The sequence below is a fragment of the Modestobacter sp. VKM Ac-2977 genome, from assembly GCF_026968045.1.
In the GTDB taxonomy this organism is placed as follows: domain Bacteria; phylum Actinomycetota; class Actinomycetes; order Mycobacteriales; family Geodermatophilaceae; genus Modestobacter.
In genome coordinates, this window is the sequence record NZ_JAPVBQ010000002.1 from 328,868 (window position 1) to 345,680 (window position 16,813).

Annotated in this window: 19 protein-coding genes; 7 read left to right on the top strand and 12 right to left on the bottom strand. The window is 73.8% G+C overall.

Annotated features, from left to right (window positions below):
- Window positions 1-36: 36 nt before the first annotated feature.
- The 3 genes from O2V63_RS09200 to O2V63_RS09210 form a co-directional block, all read right to left on the bottom strand.
- Window positions 37-1,947 (bottom strand): branched-chain amino acid ABC transporter ATP-binding protein/permease, encoded by a 1,911-nt coding sequence (locus O2V63_RS09200; RefSeq protein ID WP_269167238.1) that lies wholly within the window; start codon window positions 1,945-1,947, stop codon window positions 37-39.
- A 3-nt stretch (window positions 1,948-1,950) separates the two neighbouring features.
- The gene (locus tag O2V63_RS09205; protein WP_269167239.1) at window positions 1,951-2,820 is read right to left on the bottom strand and encodes a branched-chain amino acid ABC transporter permease; all 870 of its coding nucleotides are present in this window, start codon (window positions 2,818-2,820) and stop codon (window positions 1,951-1,953) included.
- Between the two features lie 100 nt (window positions 2,821-2,920).
- Window positions 2,921-4,123 (bottom strand): ABC transporter substrate-binding protein, encoded by a 1,203-nt coding sequence (locus tag O2V63_RS09210; protein WP_269167240.1) that lies wholly within the window; start codon window positions 4,121-4,123, stop codon window positions 2,921-2,923.
- A 253-nt stretch (window positions 4,124-4,376) separates the two neighbouring features.
- Between O2V63_RS09210 and O2V63_RS09215 the strand changes: the two genes are divergently transcribed.
- Window positions 4,377-4,880 (top strand): pyridoxamine 5'-phosphate oxidase family protein, encoded by a 504-nt coding sequence (locus tag O2V63_RS09215; RefSeq protein ID WP_269167241.1) that lies wholly within the window; start codon window positions 4,377-4,379, stop codon window positions 4,878-4,880.
- Complete coding sequence (locus O2V63_RS09220) at window positions 4,877-6,625, top strand: sensor histidine kinase (protein ID WP_269167242.1); 1,749 nt, start codon at window positions 4,877-4,879, stop codon at window positions 6,623-6,625. The genes O2V63_RS09215 and O2V63_RS09220 overlap by 4 nt, the downstream gene beginning before the upstream one ends.
- Window positions 6,626-6,638: 13 nt before the next feature.
- Here O2V63_RS09220 and O2V63_RS09225 read toward each other — a convergent pair whose 3' ends face one another.
- Window positions 6,639-7,316: a response regulator gene (locus O2V63_RS09225; RefSeq protein ID WP_269167243.1), complete on the bottom strand. Its 678-nt coding sequence runs from the start codon at window positions 7,314-7,316 to the stop codon at window positions 6,639-6,641.
- Between the two features lie 253 nt (window positions 7,317-7,569).
- On the opposite strand from O2V63_RS09225, the gene O2V63_RS09230 reads away from it, so the two are divergent.
- Window positions 7,570-7,977 carry a four-helix bundle copper-binding protein gene (locus O2V63_RS09230; protein ID WP_269167244.1) on the top strand — a complete coding sequence of 136 codons (408 nt, stop codon included), beginning with the start codon at window positions 7,570-7,572 and terminating at the stop codon, window positions 7,975-7,977.
- A gap of 30 nt (window positions 7,978-8,007) precedes the next feature.
- Here O2V63_RS09230 and O2V63_RS09235 read toward each other — a convergent pair whose 3' ends face one another.
- The 3 genes from O2V63_RS09235 to O2V63_RS09245 all read right to left on the bottom strand — a co-directional run bounded on the left by O2V63_RS09235 (window position 8,008) and on the right by O2V63_RS09245 (window position 9,161).
- Window positions 8,008-8,220 carry a hypothetical protein gene (locus O2V63_RS09235; protein ID WP_269167245.1) on the bottom strand — a complete coding sequence of 71 codons (213 nt, stop codon included), beginning with the start codon at window positions 8,218-8,220 and terminating at the stop codon, window positions 8,008-8,010.
- A gap of 7 nt (window positions 8,221-8,227) precedes the next feature.
- Complete coding sequence (locus O2V63_RS09240; RefSeq protein WP_269167246.1) at window positions 8,228-8,521, bottom strand: hypothetical protein; 294 nt, start codon at window positions 8,519-8,521, stop codon at window positions 8,228-8,230.
- A 100-nt stretch (window positions 8,522-8,621) separates the two neighbouring features.
- Window positions 8,622-9,161 (bottom strand): DUF421 domain-containing protein, encoded by a 540-nt coding sequence (locus O2V63_RS09245; protein WP_269167247.1) that lies wholly within the window; start codon window positions 9,159-9,161, stop codon window positions 8,622-8,624.
- 312 nt (window positions 9,162-9,473) lie between these two features.
- Between O2V63_RS09245 and O2V63_RS09250 the strand changes: the two genes are divergently transcribed.
- A complete protein-coding gene (locus O2V63_RS09250; RefSeq protein ID WP_269167248.1) occupies window positions 9,474-9,797 on the top strand; it encodes an STAS domain-containing protein in 324 nt (107 codons plus the stop codon).
- Window positions 9,798-9,809: 12 nt separating this feature from the next.
- Here O2V63_RS09250 and O2V63_RS09255 read toward each other — a convergent pair whose 3' ends face one another.
- Both O2V63_RS09255 and O2V63_RS09260 read right to left on the bottom strand, forming a co-directional pair.
- Window positions 9,810-11,168, bottom strand: a complete 1,359-nt coding sequence (locus O2V63_RS09255; protein WP_269167249.1) for a DUF2254 domain-containing protein — start codon at window positions 11,166-11,168, stop codon at window positions 9,810-9,812.
- Window positions 11,169-11,219: 51 nt separating this feature from the next.
- On the bottom strand, window positions 11,220-11,588 hold the full coding sequence (locus tag O2V63_RS09260) for an STAS domain-containing protein (RefSeq protein ID WP_269167250.1): 369 nt from the start codon (window positions 11,586-11,588) through the stop codon (window positions 11,220-11,222).
- A gap of 142 nt (window positions 11,589-11,730) precedes the next feature.
- On the opposite strand from O2V63_RS09260, the gene O2V63_RS09265 reads away from it, so the two are divergent.
- From O2V63_RS09265 to O2V63_RS09275, 3 genes are read left to right on the top strand one after another with little or no spacing between them, the layout of a single operon-like run.
- Window positions 11,731-12,447, top strand: coding sequence for a response regulator transcription factor (locus tag O2V63_RS09265; RefSeq protein ID WP_269167251.1), 717 nt, complete (start codon window positions 11,731-11,733; stop codon window positions 12,445-12,447).
- Entirely contained in the window at window positions 12,444-13,817 is a 1,374-nt protein-coding gene (locus O2V63_RS09270; RefSeq protein WP_269167252.1) for a sensor histidine kinase, read from the top strand. The genes O2V63_RS09265 and O2V63_RS09270 overlap by 4 nt, the downstream gene beginning before the upstream one ends.
- The gene (locus O2V63_RS09275; RefSeq protein ID WP_269167253.1) at window positions 13,814-14,449 is read left to right on the top strand and encodes a GerMN domain-containing protein; all 636 of its coding nucleotides are present in this window, start codon (window positions 13,814-13,816) and stop codon (window positions 14,447-14,449) included. The genes O2V63_RS09270 and O2V63_RS09275 overlap by 4 nt, the downstream gene beginning before the upstream one ends.
- A 13-nt stretch (window positions 14,450-14,462) precedes the next feature.
- Here the strand turns inward: O2V63_RS09275 and O2V63_RS09280 are convergent, their stop codons facing one another.
- The 3 genes from O2V63_RS09280 to O2V63_RS09290 all read right to left on the bottom strand — a co-directional run bounded on the left by O2V63_RS09280 (window position 14,463) and on the right by O2V63_RS09290 (window position 16,734).
- The gene (locus tag O2V63_RS09280; RefSeq protein ID WP_269167254.1) at window positions 14,463-14,888 is read right to left on the bottom strand and encodes a GPR1/FUN34/YaaH family transporter; all 426 of its coding nucleotides are present in this window, start codon (window positions 14,886-14,888) and stop codon (window positions 14,463-14,465) included.
- 112 nt (window positions 14,889-15,000) lie between these two features.
- On the bottom strand, window positions 15,001-15,582 hold the full coding sequence (locus tag O2V63_RS09285) for a hypothetical protein (RefSeq protein WP_269167255.1): 582 nt from the start codon (window positions 15,580-15,582) through the stop codon (window positions 15,001-15,003).
- A 12-nt stretch (window positions 15,583-15,594) separates the two neighbouring features.
- The gene (locus O2V63_RS09290) at window positions 15,595-16,734 is read right to left on the bottom strand and encodes a zinc-dependent alcohol dehydrogenase (RefSeq protein WP_269167256.1); all 1,140 of its coding nucleotides are present in this window, start codon (window positions 16,732-16,734) and stop codon (window positions 15,595-15,597) included.
- Window positions 16,735-16,813: the final 79 nt, after the last annotated feature.

Here is a 16,813-nt window from a genome sequence, read left to right on the forward strand (position 1 = left end):
GGACCGGGTGGGCCGGTCCGTCCGTGTCCGGCCGGGTCACGGGGCGCCCGCCTCGGCGACCGCGGCCGCGGCACCGTCCTCCGGCTCGACGCCCAGGTAGGCCGCGATCACCGCCGGGTCGTGCCGCACCTCGTCGGGCGTGCCCAGCGCGATGCGGACGCCGTCCTCCAGCACGGCGACCCGGTCGGCGAGGGCGAGCACCGCCTCCACGTCGTGCTCGACCAGCACGATCGCCATGCCGCCGGCGCGGAGCCGACGCAGCAACCGGGCCAGCTCGCGCCGCTCGGTGCCGGACAGGCCGGCCATCGGCTCGTCGAGGAGCAGCAGGTCGGGGTCCAGGGCCAGCGCCCGGGCGATCTCGACCAGCCGCTGCCGGCCGAAGGGCAGGTCGGCGGCGAGCCGGTCGGCGTCCTCCCCCAGGCCGAGCAGCTCCAGCAGCTCGCGCGCCGACTCCTCGACGGCGCGCTCCTCCCGCCGGGCCGGCAGCACCAGCGCGGCCCCGAGCATCCCGGAGCGGCTGCGCAGGTGGCGGCCGACCATCACGTTGCCCAGCACGGTGGCCGAGGTGAAGATCTGCAGGTTCTGGAACGTGCGGGTCGCCCCGGCGCGGGCGAACACGTGCGGCTTGCGCCCCTCGACCCGGGTGCCGGCCATGGTGACCTCGCCCGCGGTCGGGGTGACCGCACCGCTGATCATGTTGAAGGCGGTGGTCTTGCCGGCACCGTTGGGCCCGATCAGCGCCACGATCTCCCCCGCCGAGACGGTGAGGTCGAAGTCGTCGACGGCGGTGACGCCACCGAAGCGCTTGGTCAGCCCGCGCACCTCCAGCAACGGCGTGCCCGGGGCCGGCCGGCCCTCCCGCGCCAGCAGCGGCACGTCGTCGGCCACCGGCTCCAGGTGGATCTCCTCCTCGTCGCCGTCCGGCTCGGGCGCGCTGCCGGCCATCCGTCGCCGCGCCCCGGTCCACAGCTGGTGCAGGCCACCGGGCAGGAAGATCATGATCGTGGTGAGCAGGATGCCGAAACCGATCAGCTGCACCTCGCCGACGGCGCCGGGCAGCAGCTCCGGGATCAGCCGGCGCAGCCCGTCGTCCAGCCCCTCCACGGCGAAGGCCCCGACGACCGCGCCGTAGACGCTGCCCACGCCGCCGAGGACCGCCATCAGCAGGAACTTCACCGACAGCGGGAAGTTGGCCGCGTTCGGGTTGATCACCCCGAGCCAGTGGGCGAACGCCGTCCCGGCGACGCTGGCGTAGGCGGCCGAGAGCACGAAGACCTGCACCCGCAGCCGGAAGGTGTCCACGCCGAGGGACTCCGCGGCCACCTCCGAGTCGTTGACCGCGCCCAGCGCACGGCCGATGCGGCTCTCCACGATGTTGCGGGCCAGCCACAGGCCCAGCAGTACGACCGGGACCAGCAGCAGGTAGTACTCGGTCGGCGAGTTGTAGGTGCGGCCGTTCATCTCCGGCTTGGTGATGCCGTAGATGCCCGACGTGGCGCCCAGGAAGTCGGACTCGGTGGCCAGCACGGTGACGATGACGCCGAAACCGAGGGTGGCCAGGGCGAGGTAGTGGCCGCGCAGCCGCAGCAGCGGGAGCCCGACCAGCAGCGCCGCCAGCATCGTCACCCCGACCGCGAGGACCGACGCCGGCAGCCCGCTCCACTCGTACCGGGTGACCAGCACCGCCTGGGTGTAGGCCCCGATCGCGAAGAAGCCGGCCTGCCCCAGGCTGACCTGGCCGGCCAGCCCCATCAGCAGCGAGAGCCCGAGCGCGGCGAGGGCGTAGATGAGCGCGTACACCCCGACGTTGATGACGCTGGAGGAGGCGACCAGGGGCAGCGCCAGCATCAGCAGCGCCACGACGGCGATGCCGATGACGTCGCCGCGGCGGCTGCGGCGGCTGCGGGCCCCGATGCGGGGCAGTCGACGGACCGGTCGACCGACCATGGGTCAGACCCTCGCTTCCGCAGAACGCCCGAAGATCCCGGCGGGCCGGGCGACGAGCACGATGATCAGGAGCAGGAACGCCACCGCGTCCCGCAGGCCGGTGCTGATGTAACCGGCGGTGAGCGTCTCCAGCACGCCCAGCAGGAGCCCACCGAGCACGGCACCGCGCACCGAGATCAGCCCGCCCAGGGTGGCCGCGACGAAGCCCTTGAGCCCGAGGGTGAGCCCGGACTCCCAGCTGGTGAAGAAGATCGGGCTGGCCAGCACCCCGGCGATCGCGCCCACGGTCCCGGCGATCAGGAAGCTGATCAGCGAGGCCTTGGTCAGCGAGATGCCGACCAGACGGGCGGCCACCGGCTGCTCCGCGCAGGCGCGCAGCGACTTGCCGGCCAGGGTGCGCTCGTAGAACCAGTAGACGGCCAGCGAGACGATCCCGGCGATCAGCAGGATCCACAGCTCCTGGTACCGGATGCTCACCCCGGCGACGGAGAAGCCGCCCGGGGTCAGCGGGGTCAGCCCCTCCGCGTTCGGGCCGTAGACCAGCAGCATCAGGGCCTTGAGCCCGGTGGAGACACCCAGCGTGAGGATCAACGACACCAGGGTCGTCATCCGCTTGACCGGGAAGATGACCAGCCGCTCCATGATCACGGCGACCAGGGCGACCGACACCACGGCGAGGACCACCGCGGCGAGCAGCGGGAGCCCGCTGCTCACCGCGGAGATGGCCACCAGACCGGCCAGGGCGGCGAACTCGCCCTGGGCCAGGTTGATGACCCCGCTGACGGTGAAGATCGCCACGAAGCCGATGGCGACGAGTGCGTAGACCGCACCCTGGCTGAGCCCGGCGAACAGCAGCTGCAGCAGGTCGGTCACCGACCCACCACCTCACCGCTGTACGCCGGGCACCCGCCGACCGGCTGGACCGGGGGCAACAGCCCCCTGCAGGACCTGGCGACGACGTCCACGGCGGGCGTCAGTCGCCCTGGTCCGGGACGAGCTGCCACTGACCGTTCTCCACGGTGACCAGCGCGAGGGCCTCCTTCGACAGCCCCGCGTGGTCCTCCGGGGTCATCGTGAAGACCCCGCTGATGCCGGTGAAGTCGGTGATGCTCTCCAGGTGGTCGCGGATGGCCTGGGGGTCGGTGCCCTCCTCGCTCAAGGCGTCGACGGCGAGCTGCCAGGCGTCGTAGGCGTGCCCGGAGAAGGTGGAGGGCCCGGCCCCGTACTCGGCGGTGTAGTCGTCGATGAAGGAGGTGATGATCTCCTTCTGCGGGTCGTCCTCGGGCAGCTGCTCGGCGACGACGAGGCGGCCCAGCGGCGCGACCATGCCCTCGGCGGCGTCCCCGGCGGTGTCCAGGAAGACCTGGTTGCCGATGCCGTGGCTCTGCATCACCGGCGTCTCGATGCCCAGCTGGTCGTAGGCCCGCTGCGCCAGACCGGCGGCCGGCGGGATCCCCCAGATCACGTTGACGTCGGCACCGGCGTCGCGCAGGTTCACCATCTGCGCGGTGAAGTCGGTGGCGTCCGGGGCGAACTTCTCCGTCGCGACGACGGAGATGCCCTTCTCCGCGCCGATCTCGTCGAACATCTCGGCGACGCCCTCACCGAAGCCGGAGGCGTCGCGGGCCAGGCCGATGGTGCTCCAGCCCTGCTCGGCCATGTAGTCGATCATGCGCTCGATCACGACCCGGTCGTTCTGGGCGGTCTTGAAGACCCACTCCGAGTCCTCGACGATCGCCTGGTTCGCGGCCAGGGAGATCATCGGCGTCTCGGTGGACTCCGCGATCGGCCGCATCGCCAGGCTGGGGCCGGTGCGGCTGGCGCCCAGGACGATGTCGACCTCGTCCTCGTTCACCAGCTTGTTCATCGCCTTGGCGGCGCCGTCCTCGGTGGACTGGTTGTCCTCGATGATCAGCTCGACCTCGCGGCCGTCGATGCCGCCCTCCTCCTCCAGCTGCCCGGCGAGCAGCTCGAGGGCCTGGCGCTCGGGCACCCCGAGCGACGCCCCGGCGCCGGTGATGTCGAGGACCGCACCGATCTTGATCGGGCCCGTCTCGTCGGCGCTGCCCCCGCCGCCACCACCACCGCCGTCGTCGGACTCGGCGCAGGCCGCCAGGCTGAGGGTCATCGCCGCCAGCAGTGCGGCGGTGCGCGTCGTCGCGGTCCTTCGTCCCATGAGGTCTCCTTTGACCGCAGCTCGATGATCGAGCGCTTCGTTCGAAGTCCGCCACAGGCTAGCCACCATGTGGTCCCGATCACAAGGACCGCGGCGCCCAGCACCCGGCGACTCCGATGGAGCCCGAGGACCCGAGAGGACCAAGGACCTCAGGAGAGGACCAAGGACACCGGCACCGATCGACCCGGCTCTGGACGATGAGCGGAACGGCGGCCCCGCGGGCCGGTCTCAGCACAGACCCCGAGGAGGCCCGGTGGACACCCTGGACGACGGACGCGACGCGCAGGCCCTGGACGAGGCCGAGTGCCTGCGCCTGCTGGACACCGCGGCGATCGGCAGGATCGCCTTCACCGAGGGCGCGCTGCCCGCCGTCCAGCCGGTCACCTTCGTCCGGGGCGACCGGGAGATCTACGTCCCCACCCACCCGGGCAGTGCGGTCGCTGCGGCCAGCCGGGGTGCGGTGGTCGCGTTCGAGGTGGACGAGGTCGACGTCGATGCCCGCACCGGGTGGAACGTCACCGTGGTCGGCCCCTCCCGGCTGATCGCCGACCCGGCCGAGGTGCGTCGTCTCGACGCTCTGGGGGTCGGCCCGTGGGTCCCCTCGGGAGCGCACTGCTACGTCGGTGTGCAGGTGCGGCTCGTGCGCGGCCGGCGGATCGGGCTCCGCCCGGCGCCGACTGCCGCGCCGGCCGCCGTCCCGGCCGCCCCGGCGGGCCTGTCGCCGGCCGGGGCGGGGATGCCAAGCTGGGTGGGATGAGCGAGGACGGGACGACACCACGGTCGAGCGACGTACCGGGCGCCACCGACGCCGACTCCCCCCTGGCGGCGATGCGGCTCACCGAGCTGCTCGAGGAGGTGCAGGACCGGCTCTCCACGGTGGCCAGCAGCCACGCCCGGGTGCAGGACCTGCTGGACGCCTTCCTCAGCGTCTCGGCCGGGCTGGACCTGGACACGACGCTCCGCAAGATCGTCGAGGCCGCCGCCCGGCTGGTCGACGCCGAGTACGGCGCCCTCGGCGTGCTGCGCCCGGAAGGCGGCCTGGGCCAGTTCATCACCGTCGGCATCGACGAGGAGCAGCGTGCCCGGATGGGGCACCTGCCCGAGGGCAAGGGCGTGCTCGGCCAGCTGATCACCGACCCGCACCCGCTGCGCATCGCCGACCTGGGTGAGCACCCGTCCTCGGTCGGCTTCCCGCCCGGGCACCCCCCGATGCGCACCTTCCTCGGCGTGCCGGTGCTGGTCCGCGGCACGGTGTTCGGCAACCTCTACATGACCGAGAAGCACGGGGGTGGCCAGTTCACCAACGAGGACAAGGCGGTGCTGGTCGCCCTGGCCGGAGCCGCCGGCATCGCGGTCGACAACGCCCGGCTCTACGCGGAGGGCGAGGTCCGCCGACGCTGGCTGACCGCGGTCGGCGACGTCCGCTCCACGCTGCTGGGGGGCCTGGCCCCGGAGCAGGCGCTGCAGCTGGTCGTCGACCGGGTCGCCGCCCTGACCGCGGCCGACGGCGCCTGGTTGCTGTCCGGCCCCGACCCGGTCGACGGCGGCTACGAGGTCCAGGCGCAGTCCGGCACCGAGCTCGCCGACGTCACCGGACACCGCCTGCACCTCGCGGACCCACCCACCCGGCAGACGGTCGTCGGCCGGCGCGCGCTGACCCCCGTGGACCTGACCGGCTTCCCGCTCGCGGGTCCCGACGCCGCCCCCTGGGGCCCCGCGATCGGTGTGCCGCTGCCCAGCACCGACGCGCAGGCCGCCGTGGTGATCGCCGCCCGCCGCGGCGGGCGCCCCGGTTTCGACCCCACCATCGGCCCGCTGATCAGCGAGTTCGCCGACCAGGTGGCGCTGGCGCTGGACATGGCGGCCCGTCAGCAGGTCGCCCGGCGGCTGGACGTCTACGCCGACCGGGACCGGATCGCCCGCGACCTGCACGACCACGTCATCCAGCGACTGTTCGCCGCCGGCCTCAGCCTGCAGGCCGCGGCCACCCGGGTGTCCGACGACGTCGTCGGACAGCGGCTGCGCCAGGTCGTCGACCAGCTCGACGAGACGGTCCGCGACATCCGCACGACGATCTTCGACCTGCACACCACCGACGGGACCGAGCACGCCGAGAGCCTGCGCCGGCAGGTCCTCGACATCGTGACCGAGACCGCCGGCGACGACCTGCAGTCGACCGTGCGGATGTCCGGTGCGGTCGACAGCCTGGTGACCGGCGACCTGGCCGTCGACGTGGCCGCGGTGGTCCGCGAGGGGGTCAGCAACGCCGCCCGGCACGCCGGCGCCCGGCACGTGACGGTCACCCTGGACGTCGCCGACGCCGTCGTCGTCGAGGTCCGGGACGACGGCCGCGGCATCGACCCGACCGTGGCCTGCAGCGGTCTGCGCAACCTGGCCGAGCGGGCGCGGCGGCGGGGCGGGGAGTCCGTCGTCCAGCCGCTGCCCGAGGGCGGCACGCTGGTGCGCTGGCACGCCCCGCTGCCGGTGCGCGCCTCCGGCTGACCGGCGGCCGGGGTCAGCCCCGGGACGTGGTGGGGCCCGATCCCCGGAGCTCGGTCGCCAGGATCGCGGCCTGGGTCCGCCGCTCCAGCCCCAGCTTGGCAAGCAGGTGCGAGACGTAGTTCTTCACCGTCTTCTCGGCCAGGAACATCCGCTCGCCGATCTGCCGGTTCGTCAGCCCCTCCCCGATCAGCTCGAGCACCGTCCGCTCCTGGTCGCTGAGCTTGGCCAGCGGGCCGCTGGGCTCGGCCGCCCGGCGCATCCGCTGCATGACCGCGGCCGCCGCGGCCGGGTCCAGCAGCGACCCGCCACCGGCCACCGTGCGCACCGCGCTCACCAGGTCCTGCCCCAGGATCTGCTTGAGCAGGTAGCCCGAGGCCCCGGCCATGATCGCCTCGAACAGCGCCTCGTCGTCGCTGTAGCTGGTGAGCATGACCGCCTTGAGGTCGGGCAGCCGGGACCGCAGCTCCCGGCAGACCGAGACGCCGTCACCGTCGGGGAGCCGCACGTCCAGGACGGCGACGTCCGGGCGGAGCGCCGGCACCCGGGCCAGTGCCTCGGCGGCGTTCTTCGCCTCGCCCACCACGGTGATGCCCGGGTCGGTCTCCAGCACGTCAGCGACACCGCGCCGGACGATCTCGTGGTCGTCGAGGAGGAACACCCGGATGGGGCCGGACGCAGCGTCCGTGGTCACGCGGTACCTCGTGCTCTCCGCCGGGTCGTGGCGACGCGGCTGGGTCGTCGTTGCCGGCGCGCTCCGACGCACGCCTCCGGAGCGAATCTAGGCGGCCGGGCCGGTGGCCGGTGCAGGGCCCACGGTCCTGCGGCGGCATCGGACGGTGCCGGATGACGACTTCATGACGCACGTGACCACGTCGTCGGTGGCGGGTAGGCGGCGGGGAGCGAGTGGCGGCAACCGGCCGCCCGGACGACCGGGAGGAAGCGACATGACCGCAGCAGCACAGATGCTGGAGACGTACCCGCAGGACCTCGGGGGCATCGACCGGGAGAAGCTCATCGCCTGCATCGAGGCGTGCCTGGAGTGTGCGCAGGCCTGCACCGCGTGCGCGGACGCCTGCCTGGCCGAGGACATGGTCGCCGACCTGCGGACGTGCATCCGGACGAACCTGGACTGCGCCGACGTCTGCGAGGCCACCGGGCGGGTGCTGTCCCGGCACACCGGGTACGACGCCAACCTCACCCGGGCTGTCCTCGAGGCATGCGCGGCCGCCTGCAAGGCGTGCGGGGACGAGTGCAGCGGCCACGCCGAGATGCACGAGCACTGCCGGGTCTGTGCGGAGTCCTGCCGCCGCTGTGAGCAGGCCTGCCGCGAGCTGATCAGCTCGCTGGGCTGACCGTCCGGGCACGCCGCCGACCGGGGACGGTCAGGAGCGGGCGATCCACTCGTGCCCGCAGGCGCGACACAGCATGGTCGCCCACCAACTGTGGTCCTCGGTCGGCTGCGTGGCGTCCACCAGGTCGCGGGAGGTGCAGCCGGGACACCGCAGCAGGACGGCGAGCGCACCGCCCAGCCGTCCCCCGCTCCGCCGCCCACCGTCGGTGGTGGTCGGGCCCGCCGGTGCGATCGAGAGGGTCATCGCCGGCTCACGCGTCGGCCAGCGGCGCACCGGCCGCCACCAGCTGGACGTCAGTGGAGGTCGGGGGTGCGACCTCCCGGACGGTCGCCGTCCGGGCGTGGCCGCGCTGCTCCCGGTGCGCGTACAGCTCGTGCCGGCTGGGCAGCGGGTGCCCACCCCGGCAGCACAGCGTGCCGACCTCTCCCACGAGGACCGGGCGCGGGCGGCCGGGCACGTCGAACCGGCCGGCGCGCTCGATCAGCCGGGTGTCGCACTCCGGGCAGTGGAGGTTGTGCAGAGAGAGGATCCAGACGGAGACCATGCGCACACCCTGAGTGACGAACTCCCTCCGCGGTAGGTCAGCCACTGCGTGTCCGGAGAACCGTCACAGGATCGCAAAACGGCCCGCCGACGCCCAGCGGTCAGGCCGACTCGTCCCCCGCAGCGCCGGCCTCGGCACCGGCGACGCCCTCGAACGCCGACCAGTTCCCGATCTTGCTCCGCGGGATGACGCTGAAAGAGCCGTCGGTCTCCAGCACCACGGCGGCGACGTCGGCCAGGTCGCCGGAGCCGGTGGCCCGGACGGCCTGCCGGATCTCGTCGACCGTCACCCGCTGCTCCTCCATGGGCCCCGGCAGCGGCCGCCCCTCGCGGAGCAGCAGCGTCGGCCGCGCGGTCAGGACGCTGCGCACCCCGCCCCAGCGGGCCGAGGCCCAGGCGACCAACGCCTGCAGTGCGGCCAGCAGGGCCAGTGCGGTGAAGCCCTCGGCCCAGGAGACGTCGGAGCTCAGCAGGATCGTGGCCAGGGTCGAGCCGAGCGCGACGGTGACGACCAGGTCGTAGGCGTTCAGCTTCGCCAGCGTCCGCTTGCCGGAGAAACGCAGCACCACCACCAGGGTGACGTAGGCCGCTGCCCCCACCGCCAGGATCCGGCCCAGGTCCGCCCACGAGTCCCACCACATGCCGCTCTCCTCGTCCTGTTCGCCCGCTCGGCCCGCTCCCCTCCAGCCGTGGGGTTCGCAGGGACGCAGCAGCTGCGCCCGACTGATCCCGCCCCCCGTAGCCAGACCGCCCCGGCCGGAAACACCCCGGCCGGCGCCCCTCGATGACGCCGGTCGACGGCGGCAATGTGACGGGTCCGTGACGGTCCACCCGCAGACCTGTCGGCCACACCGGTCGGGTGCCACTCTCAGATCCCGGCGCGGGTCCGGTGGCCACCACCACTCCCTGCGTCGCCTGCCATCCGCCCCCGCGACCCGTTCCAGACCAGCCCGATGCCGACACACCCGGAGGACGACGTGACCGCCCAGCGCTCACCGCACCCGCTCCCCGGCCCCTCGCTCACCGAGGTGGTCGACGGCCACACCGGCCGGGTCCGGGTCAGCGGGCACCTCACCCCCCAGGGCGCCGACCTGCTCCGGGGCACCGTCGAGGGCCTCCGCCGACTCGGGCACTCGACCGTGGTCCTGGACCTGGCCGACGTGCAGGCCGCCGACGCCGTCGGTCTGCACGTCCTCTCCGACCTGCGCACGACGATGCGGGCCTCCGGTGACGAACTGCTCGTCCGGAACGCACCGCGGGAGGCCGCCGTCCGCTGACGCCGGGGACGGTCAGCCCACCTCGGCCGGCCAGCTCCCGGCCAGCGCCTGGCGCACCTTCTGCCGCCAGGCCCGGGTCTCGGACTCGGGGACGCTGGTGGACTCCAGCGCCCGCTCGGCCACCGCGTCGACGTACCGGCACACCAGGTCGTCGACGCCGCGGCCCTGGGCCCGCCAGGCGAACTCCCGCAACAGCCCCGCCAGCCGGCGGAGCACCGTGGGCTGGCCCTCGGCGAACTGCAACGGCTCCTCGACGGCCAACTGCAGCAGCTCCGGCAGCTGCCACGGCGGCACCACCAGCCGGATGCGCTCCTCCTCGTCCCGGCAGGTGCGGGGCGGCACGGGGCAGTCCGCGAACCGCCCCAGCAGCGACGAGGCGTGCGAGAGGGCATGCACCGCGGTGGTCGGGTCGTTGGTTCCCGGGGACAGCGCGCGGACACAGATGTCGACGACCTTGCGCAGTCCGTAGGCGAGGTCCTGGTCGGGCGTGCGCTCGTAGTGCAGCTGGAAGCTGCGGTGCAGCGCCGCCTCCAGGGGTGCGGTGTCCGGGGCGCCCCCGGGTGCCAGCGCCCAGGCATGGGCCACCGGTGTCCCCTCGACGACGGAGTCACCGATCCGCACGGCCAGCTCGACGGTCACACCGGCTTCGCGGGCCGCGGCGACGGCCACCCGTTCGTCGACGCCGGTCAGGAAGCCGCTGGAGCGCGCCACCAGGGGAAGCGGCTGACCGCCGCCGCGCGGGCCCACCGCCTCGCGGTCGGCTTCCCCCGGGTCGTCGAGCTCCCGCGCGATGGTCTGGGTGGCCTCGTCGTGCACGTCCCGCAACATCGTCTCGACCCGCAGCAGCCGGGACAGGTGGCCCAGGAAGAGCACCAGCCCCAGCACACTGCCCAACGTCAACAGGTAGGCCACCGTGATCGACAGCCGGGGCACGAACGCGCTGTCGTCCTCGGTGGCGCTCTCGGCCCGCACGGTCCGCAGCACGGTGAGGGCGTAGACGAAGGTCAGCACCAACTGGGCCAGGGTCAGCTGTACGACACGGTCGGTGACGAACGTCTGGAGCAGCCGCGGCGTGTACTGGCTGCTGCTCAGCTGCAGCGCGACGACGGTGAGCGAGAAGGTCACGCCGGTCACCGAGATGAGCGAGCCGGCGATCGCGGCCAGCAGGTCCCGCGCGGCCGAGGCGCCGCCACCGAAGGCGAAGGCCAGCGGGTGCCGCCCGGTCGCCCAGTGCTGGTCGAGCTCCGGGAGCGTGGTCCCCAGGACGATGGCCAGCAGGACGCCCAGCGCCGGGATGGGCCACAGTGCACCCCGCAGCTTGCCGGCCAGCCGGCTCAGCAACCCGCCCCGCCGCGAGTCCGAAGTCCGCATGCCGGGAGTCTCCCGCACGTCGCCGTCCCGCGACGGCAGGGACCGACGCGGTCAGTGCCCGGGGTGCTCGGCCGGGTCCTCCAGCTGCATGACCCGCCACAGACCCGTGCGGTGCAGGAGGTCCTCGGTGCGCCGGTTCACCCCGCGCAGGACGACGGCGCCGCCGCGGGCCCGGCAGGTCCGGTGCGCCCACAGGAAGCTGGCCACCGCCGTGCTGGACAGCTGCCGGACGTCGGTGAGGTCCACGACCAGCCGGCGCGCACCGGACAGCAGCGCGTCGTGCAGCAGCCAGCGCAGGTCGGCGAGCCCGTCGGCCAGCAGGTCGTCGGAGAGCCGCACGACCACCTGCCCGTCCCGGCCGGGACGCGCGGGTGCGGCGTCCGAGCCCGTCGGTGGACGGTGGACGGCGGTGGCGGTCATCGGCAGTGCTCCCCGCGGCTCTGCGTGGTCGGGTGGACCCCTCCGAGGATGGGTGTCGCACCTTGCGATCCCCCGCTCGTTGGTTTGCGATCGTGTGACGGGTCCCCGACCGGTTCGGGGCGCGCACCGCGGCGATGGCAGCATGGGCCGCGTGTCGCCGCGTCTGCTGCTGGTCGAGGACGACGACCACATCCGCATGCCCCTGCGCTGGGCCCTCGAGGACGAGGGCTACGAGGTCGCCGAGGCGGCCAGCGGCGAGGATGCCTGCCGGCAGGTGGCGATCGCCGCGCCCGACCTGATGATCGTCGACCTGATGCTCGGCGCCATGGACGGTTACGCCGTCATCCGCGAGGTCCGCCGCGCCAACGACCTGCCGATCGTGGTGGTCAGCGCCCGGGCCGACACGCACGACATCGTCGCCGCGCTCGAGGCCGGCGCCGACGACTACGTGACCAAGCCGTTCCAGGTCAAGGAGATCACCGCCCGGCTGCGCGCTCTGCGTCGCCGGATCGGCGCCAGCTCGGGTGCGGACGAGCGACCGCAGGAACTGGTGCTCGACGGTGACCCGGCGGCACCGCTGGTCCTCCGGCCGGACCGCGGCACGGTGCACCGCGGCACCGAGCAGCTGCACCTGACCCTGACCGAGTTCCGGCTGCTGTGCGAGCTCGCCGCCTCCCCCGGCCGGGTGCTCAGCCGGCAGGCGCTGCTGGAGCGGGTGTGGGAGCACGGGTTCTTCGGCGACGAGCGGCTGGTGGACGTGCACGTGCGCCGGCTCCGGACGAAGGTGGAGCGGGACCCGGGCGCACCGACGCTCGTGGTGACCGTGCGGGGCCTGGGCTACCGGCTGGACCCGCAGTGAGGCTGGCGCTCGCGCCGAGACGGCTGCGGGCGCGGATCGTGCTCGCCTTCGCCGTCGGCGCGCTGCTGGTCTCCGCCGTCCTGGTGACCACCACCTTCGCGCTCGCCCGCAGCTACCTGCTGGACCAGCGGGAGAGCGCCGCCACCCGGCAGGCGTTCGCCGACGCCAACGTGCTGGCCAGCCGGCTCTCCACGGCGGGCAGCGAGGTCGGTGACGAGCTCGACGACCTCGTCCCCTCCGGTGGCGCTGACGTCGTGGTGCGCAGCGGCGGCGCCTGGTACTCCTCACGGCTGGACGTCGGCGCCCGCGACGTCCCGGGTCCGTTGCAGGAGCTGGTGGCCTCGGGGACGGCCAGCACCACCCGGGTCAGCAGCCCGACCGGACCGCACCTGGTGATCGGCATCCCGATCGCCGCGGCGGGTATCGAGTTCTACGAGGTCGCCCCGCTGGTCGAGCTGCAGACCGCGCTGCGCACGCTGGCCGCGGTCCTGGGCGCCGGCGCGGCGACCGCCACCGCGGCCGGGGCGCTGTTCGGGGCCTGGGCGAGCCGGCGCGTCGTCCAGCCGCTGGAGCAGGTCGCCGGGGCGGCGACCCGGATCGCCGGGGGTGAGCTGGACATCCGGCTACCGCCCACGGAGGACCCCGATCTGCTGGCCATCGTCGCGAGCTTCAACAGCATGGTCGATGCGCTGGCCTCCCGGATCGAGCGGGACACCCGGTTCGTCGGCGACGTCAGCCACGAGCTGCGCAGTCCGCTGACCAGCCTGGTCACCAGCGTCGAGGTGCTGGGTGCGCGCCGCGAGGAGCTCTCCCCACGCGGCCAGCAGGCGCTGACGCTCATCCAGGGGGAGCTCGGCCGGTTCCGCCGGATGCTGGACGACCTGCTGGAGCTGGCCCGGGTGGACGGGGACCCGGTGACGGCGCTGGACGAGCCCGTCTCGCTGTCCGCGCTCGTCCGCGAGGTCCTGGCGCACCGCGGCGGGCCGGAGGTCGTGCTCTCCGCCGACCCGGACGAGGAGACGGTCGTGCAGGGTGACAAGAACCGGCTGGAACGGGCGGTGACCAACCTGCTGGACAACGCCGACCGGCACGCCGGCGGGGCGGCGGCGGTGCTGGTGGAGCGTCGGGAGGGCTCGGTGGTCGTGATGGTCGACGACGCCGGCCCCGGTGTGCCCCTCGTCGAGCGGGAGCGGGTGTTCGAGCGGTTCGCCCGGGGCCCGCGGGCGGCCCGGGGCTCGCTGCCCGGCGCCGGTCTGGGGCTGGCGATCGTGGAGGAGACCGCGACCGGGCACGGCGGCGGCGCCTGGTGCTCCGAGAGCCCGTTCGGCGGCGCGCGCTTCACCCTCTCCCTCCCCGGCGCAGCGCAGTGAGCCGGGTCCGCACCCTGCATCGGTCCGGCCCGCTGCGCTGGCCCGGCGCGCTGCTGCTGGCCGGCACGCTGGCGGCCTGCGGCGTCCCGACCGGCGGCGCGCCCGAGCCGATCCCCACCTCGCAGGTGCCCTACGACCTCGGCTCCCCCAGCCCGACGGCCACCGGCGCCCCCTCTGCGTCCGCGCGGATCGACGAGCCGCGCGTCTACCTCGTGGCCGAGGACGGTGCCCTGGTCCCGCGCGGCCGGTCGCTCAGCTCCGGGGCGCTGTCGGAACGGCTCGACCAGCTGCTCGACGACCTGGCGACCGGTCCGACGACCCGTGAGCTGACCGACCGGCTGTCCACCGCGCTGCGGCCGGAGACGTCGCTGTCGGTGGACGAGCTGTCAGACGGGACGGTGACGATCGAGCTGGGTGGGGACGCCGAGGCGCCGGCCGGGCAGGAGAGCCGCCGGGCGGTGGCCCAGATCGTGCTGACGGCGACCAGCCTGCCGGAGGTCGAGGAGGTCCTGCTCACCCGGGCCGGGCAGCCGGTCGAGGCCCCCCTTCCCTCGGGTGAGCTGACCTCCCGCCCCCTCTCAGCCACCGACTACCAGCCCCTGCTCACCCCGACGGCCTCACCCACCACCTGACCGTGCGCCGGCGTCACAGCTGCGGACGGACGCCGGCCTCCTCGGCCAGGGACGCAGGCTCCAGCGGCCCGTCGCCGTCCATCGCGGCCCGACCGGGACCCCGCCGACCGACCGGCAGCACCGTGCTCTCCTGCGCCCCCTCCAACTCGAGGGCCAGCGCGGTGTAGAAGGCCACCGCGGCCAGCAGGATGCCGACCCATCCGGCCACGGCCTCCCAGGCGGCCGAGCCGGTCATCTCGTACACGCCGGTCGTGATGAACCGCGTGCCCGCGACGGTCATCACCAGCGCGGGCATGACCTTGCTCTTGATGGCGGCGGCAGCGGGCACCAGCATCGCGATGCCGGCGACCACCAGCAGCACCCCTAGCCCTGGGCTGGTGCTGCCCGGCGGGATGGTCAGCGTGGTGAAGCCGGCCACCGCCCACGTACCGCTGAGCACGCCCATGCCGGTCGCGGCGACCGGGTCCCGGGTGAGGACCCGAGGGCCGTGCGGGCCGGTGCCCGCCTCGTCGGCACGGGCCTGCCGACCGACGGGCCCGTCCGTCGGCGGATCAGCGGCGCAGCGCCCGGGCCAGCCGTCGGACGACCACTGCGCCGACGCCGGCCCCGGCCACCCACGGGCCGGCCACCAGCAGCGGGTCCACCAGGTGGTGGCGCCGGTCGGAGCGCCCGGCACGGGAGCGCAGGCCGCCGTGCGACACCTCGGTGTGCACTCCGGTCGCCGGCACGTCCGGTCGGGTGGAGCCGAAGGACCGCAGGTGGCTGCCCCAGGCGTCGACCCGGTCACCGGCGACCAGCAGCAGCCAGTGCGCCAGCCGCGCCTCGCTGAACCGCTCGTAGGCCAGCCGCCGGATCGCCCCGGACGGGCCGTGCAGTGGTTGTGCGGTGCCGAACACCGGGGTCACGAACGCGTGCTCGACCGAGCGCTCCCGCCCGGCGGACCCCGGCTGCCGGTCCGGGAAGTCCCAGTGGGCACCGGTGTCGGCGGAGTACTGCAGCTTCGGGGACGACGGCCGGTCGGCGGGATCGAGGTCGACGCCCCAGCCGGGGATGCGGGCACGCAGCTCCTCCCGGCTGGGGGGCGGGGTGCGCCTGTCCCGGACGTAGGCACTGGGGATGTCGGGCTCGGTCATCGTGGTGCTCCCTCAGTTCGCGTTCGGCACGACGAGCGGCTTGATGCAGCCGTCGAGCTTGGCGGAGAAGACGTGGTACGCCTCGGCGATGTCCTCCAGCGGGAACCGGTGGGTGACCATCTGCCGCGGGGTCAGGTGACCGTTGCGCACGTGCTCGAACATCCGGGGCCACTGCCGCTTCACCGGGGTCTGGTTCATCCGCAGGGTCAGGCCCTTGTTCATCGCGTCGCCGAACTTGACCGCGTTCGGGATCGGGCCGTAGGCGCCCACCACCGCGATGGTGCCGCCCTTGCGTGCGGCGTCGATCGCCCAGTTCAGCGCGGTGGCCGACCCGCCCTGCAGCTTGAGCTTGGGCCCGGTGAACTGCTGGAGGGCGTTGCCGTCGGCCTCCGCCCCCACCGCGTCGATGACGACGTCGGCGCCGAGGAAGTCGGTCTGCTGCTTCAGCTCGACCACGACGTCGTCCAGTTCGTCGTAGTCCAGCGTCTCGGCGTGGGCCATCTCCCGGGCCTTGGCCAGCCGCTCGGTGAGGTGGTCGACGACGATGACCCGGCCGGCGCCCATCAGCCACGAGGACTGGGCGGCGATCAGGCCCACCGGCCCGGCGCCCAGGACCACCACGGTGTCGCCCTCGACGATCTCGCCCAGCTGCGCCCCGAAGTACCCGGTCGCGGCGGCGTCGGTGAGCAGCACCGCGTCCTCGTCGTGCATCCACTCCGGGATCAGCACCGGCCCGACGTCGGCGAAGGGCACCCGCACGTACTCCGCCTGGCCGCCGTCGTAGCCGCCGGTGGTGTGTGAGTAGCCGTAGATGCCCCCGACCGCGGTCGCGTTCGGGTTCACGTTGTGGCAGTTGGAGTAGAGGCCGCGGGCGCAGAACCAGCACGAGCCGCAGAAGACGTTGAACGGCACCATCACCCGGTCGCCGACCTGCAGGTGCTGCACCGACGGGCCCACCTCGTCGACGACGCCGATGAACTCGTGGCCGAAGGTGTGGCCGATCCGGGTGTCCGGCATCAACCCGTGGTAGAGGTGCAGGTCGGAGCCGCAGATCGCGGCCAGCGTCACCCGGACGATCGCGTCGTTCGGGTGCTCGATCCGGGGGCGGTCCTTCTCCTCGACCCGCAGCTTGTACGGGCCTCGGTACGTCATCGCGCGCATGGTGCCTCCTGGGGCGGCTCGTCCGCCCGTGGTGCCCCGCGCGCGGCGCCGGCAACCGCCGGGTGTGTGA

What these genes read in the sequence shown, in the direction of transcription:
- O2V63_RS09200 (WP_269167238.1), bottom strand. Translation starts at nt 1,947, where the DNA reads ATGGTCGGTCGACCGGTCCGTCGACTGCCCCGCATCGGGGCCCGCAGC.
- O2V63_RS09230 (WP_269167244.1), top strand. Translation starts at nt 7,570, where the DNA reads ATGACCGCAGCAGCACAGATGCTGGAGACGTACCCGCAGGACCTCGGG.
- O2V63_RS09245 (WP_269167247.1), bottom strand. Translation starts at nt 9,161, where the DNA reads ATGTGGTGGGACTCGTGGGCGGACCTGGGCCGGATCCTGGCGGTGGGG.
- O2V63_RS09235 (WP_269167245.1), bottom strand. Translation starts at nt 8,220, where the DNA reads ATGACCCTCTCGATCGCACCGGCGGGCCCGACCACCACCGACGGTGGG.
- O2V63_RS09250 (WP_269167248.1), top strand. Translation starts at nt 9,474, where the DNA reads ATGCCGACACACCCGGAGGACGACGTGACCGCCCAGCGCTCACCGCAC.
- O2V63_RS09285 (WP_269167255.1), bottom strand. Translation starts at nt 15,582, where the DNA reads ATGACCGAGCCCGACATCCCCAGTGCCTACGTCCGGGACAGGCGCACC.
- O2V63_RS09290 (WP_269167256.1), bottom strand. Translation starts at nt 16,734, where the DNA reads ATGACGTACCGAGGCCCGTACAAGCTGCGGGTCGAGGAGAAGGACCGC.
- O2V63_RS09260 (WP_269167250.1), bottom strand. Translation starts at nt 11,588, where the DNA reads ATGACCGCCACCGCCGTCCACCGTCCACCGACGGGCTCGGACGCCGCA.
- O2V63_RS09265 (WP_269167251.1), top strand. Translation starts at nt 11,731, where the DNA reads ATGGGCCGCGTGTCGCCGCGTCTGCTGCTGGTCGAGGACGACGACCAC.
- O2V63_RS09240 (WP_269167246.1), bottom strand. Translation starts at nt 8,521, where the DNA reads ATGGTCTCCGTCTGGATCCTCTCTCTGCACAACCTCCACTGCCCGGAG.
- O2V63_RS09210 (WP_269167240.1), bottom strand. Translation starts at nt 4,123, where the DNA reads ATGGGACGAAGGACCGCGACGACGCGCACCGCCGCACTGCTGGCGGCG.
- O2V63_RS09220 (WP_269167242.1), top strand. Translation starts at nt 4,877, where the DNA reads ATGAGCGAGGACGGGACGACACCACGGTCGAGCGACGTACCGGGCGCC.
- O2V63_RS09255 (WP_269167249.1), bottom strand. Translation starts at nt 11,168, where the DNA reads ATGCGGACTTCGGACTCGCGGCGGGGCGGGTTGCTGAGCCGGCTGGCC.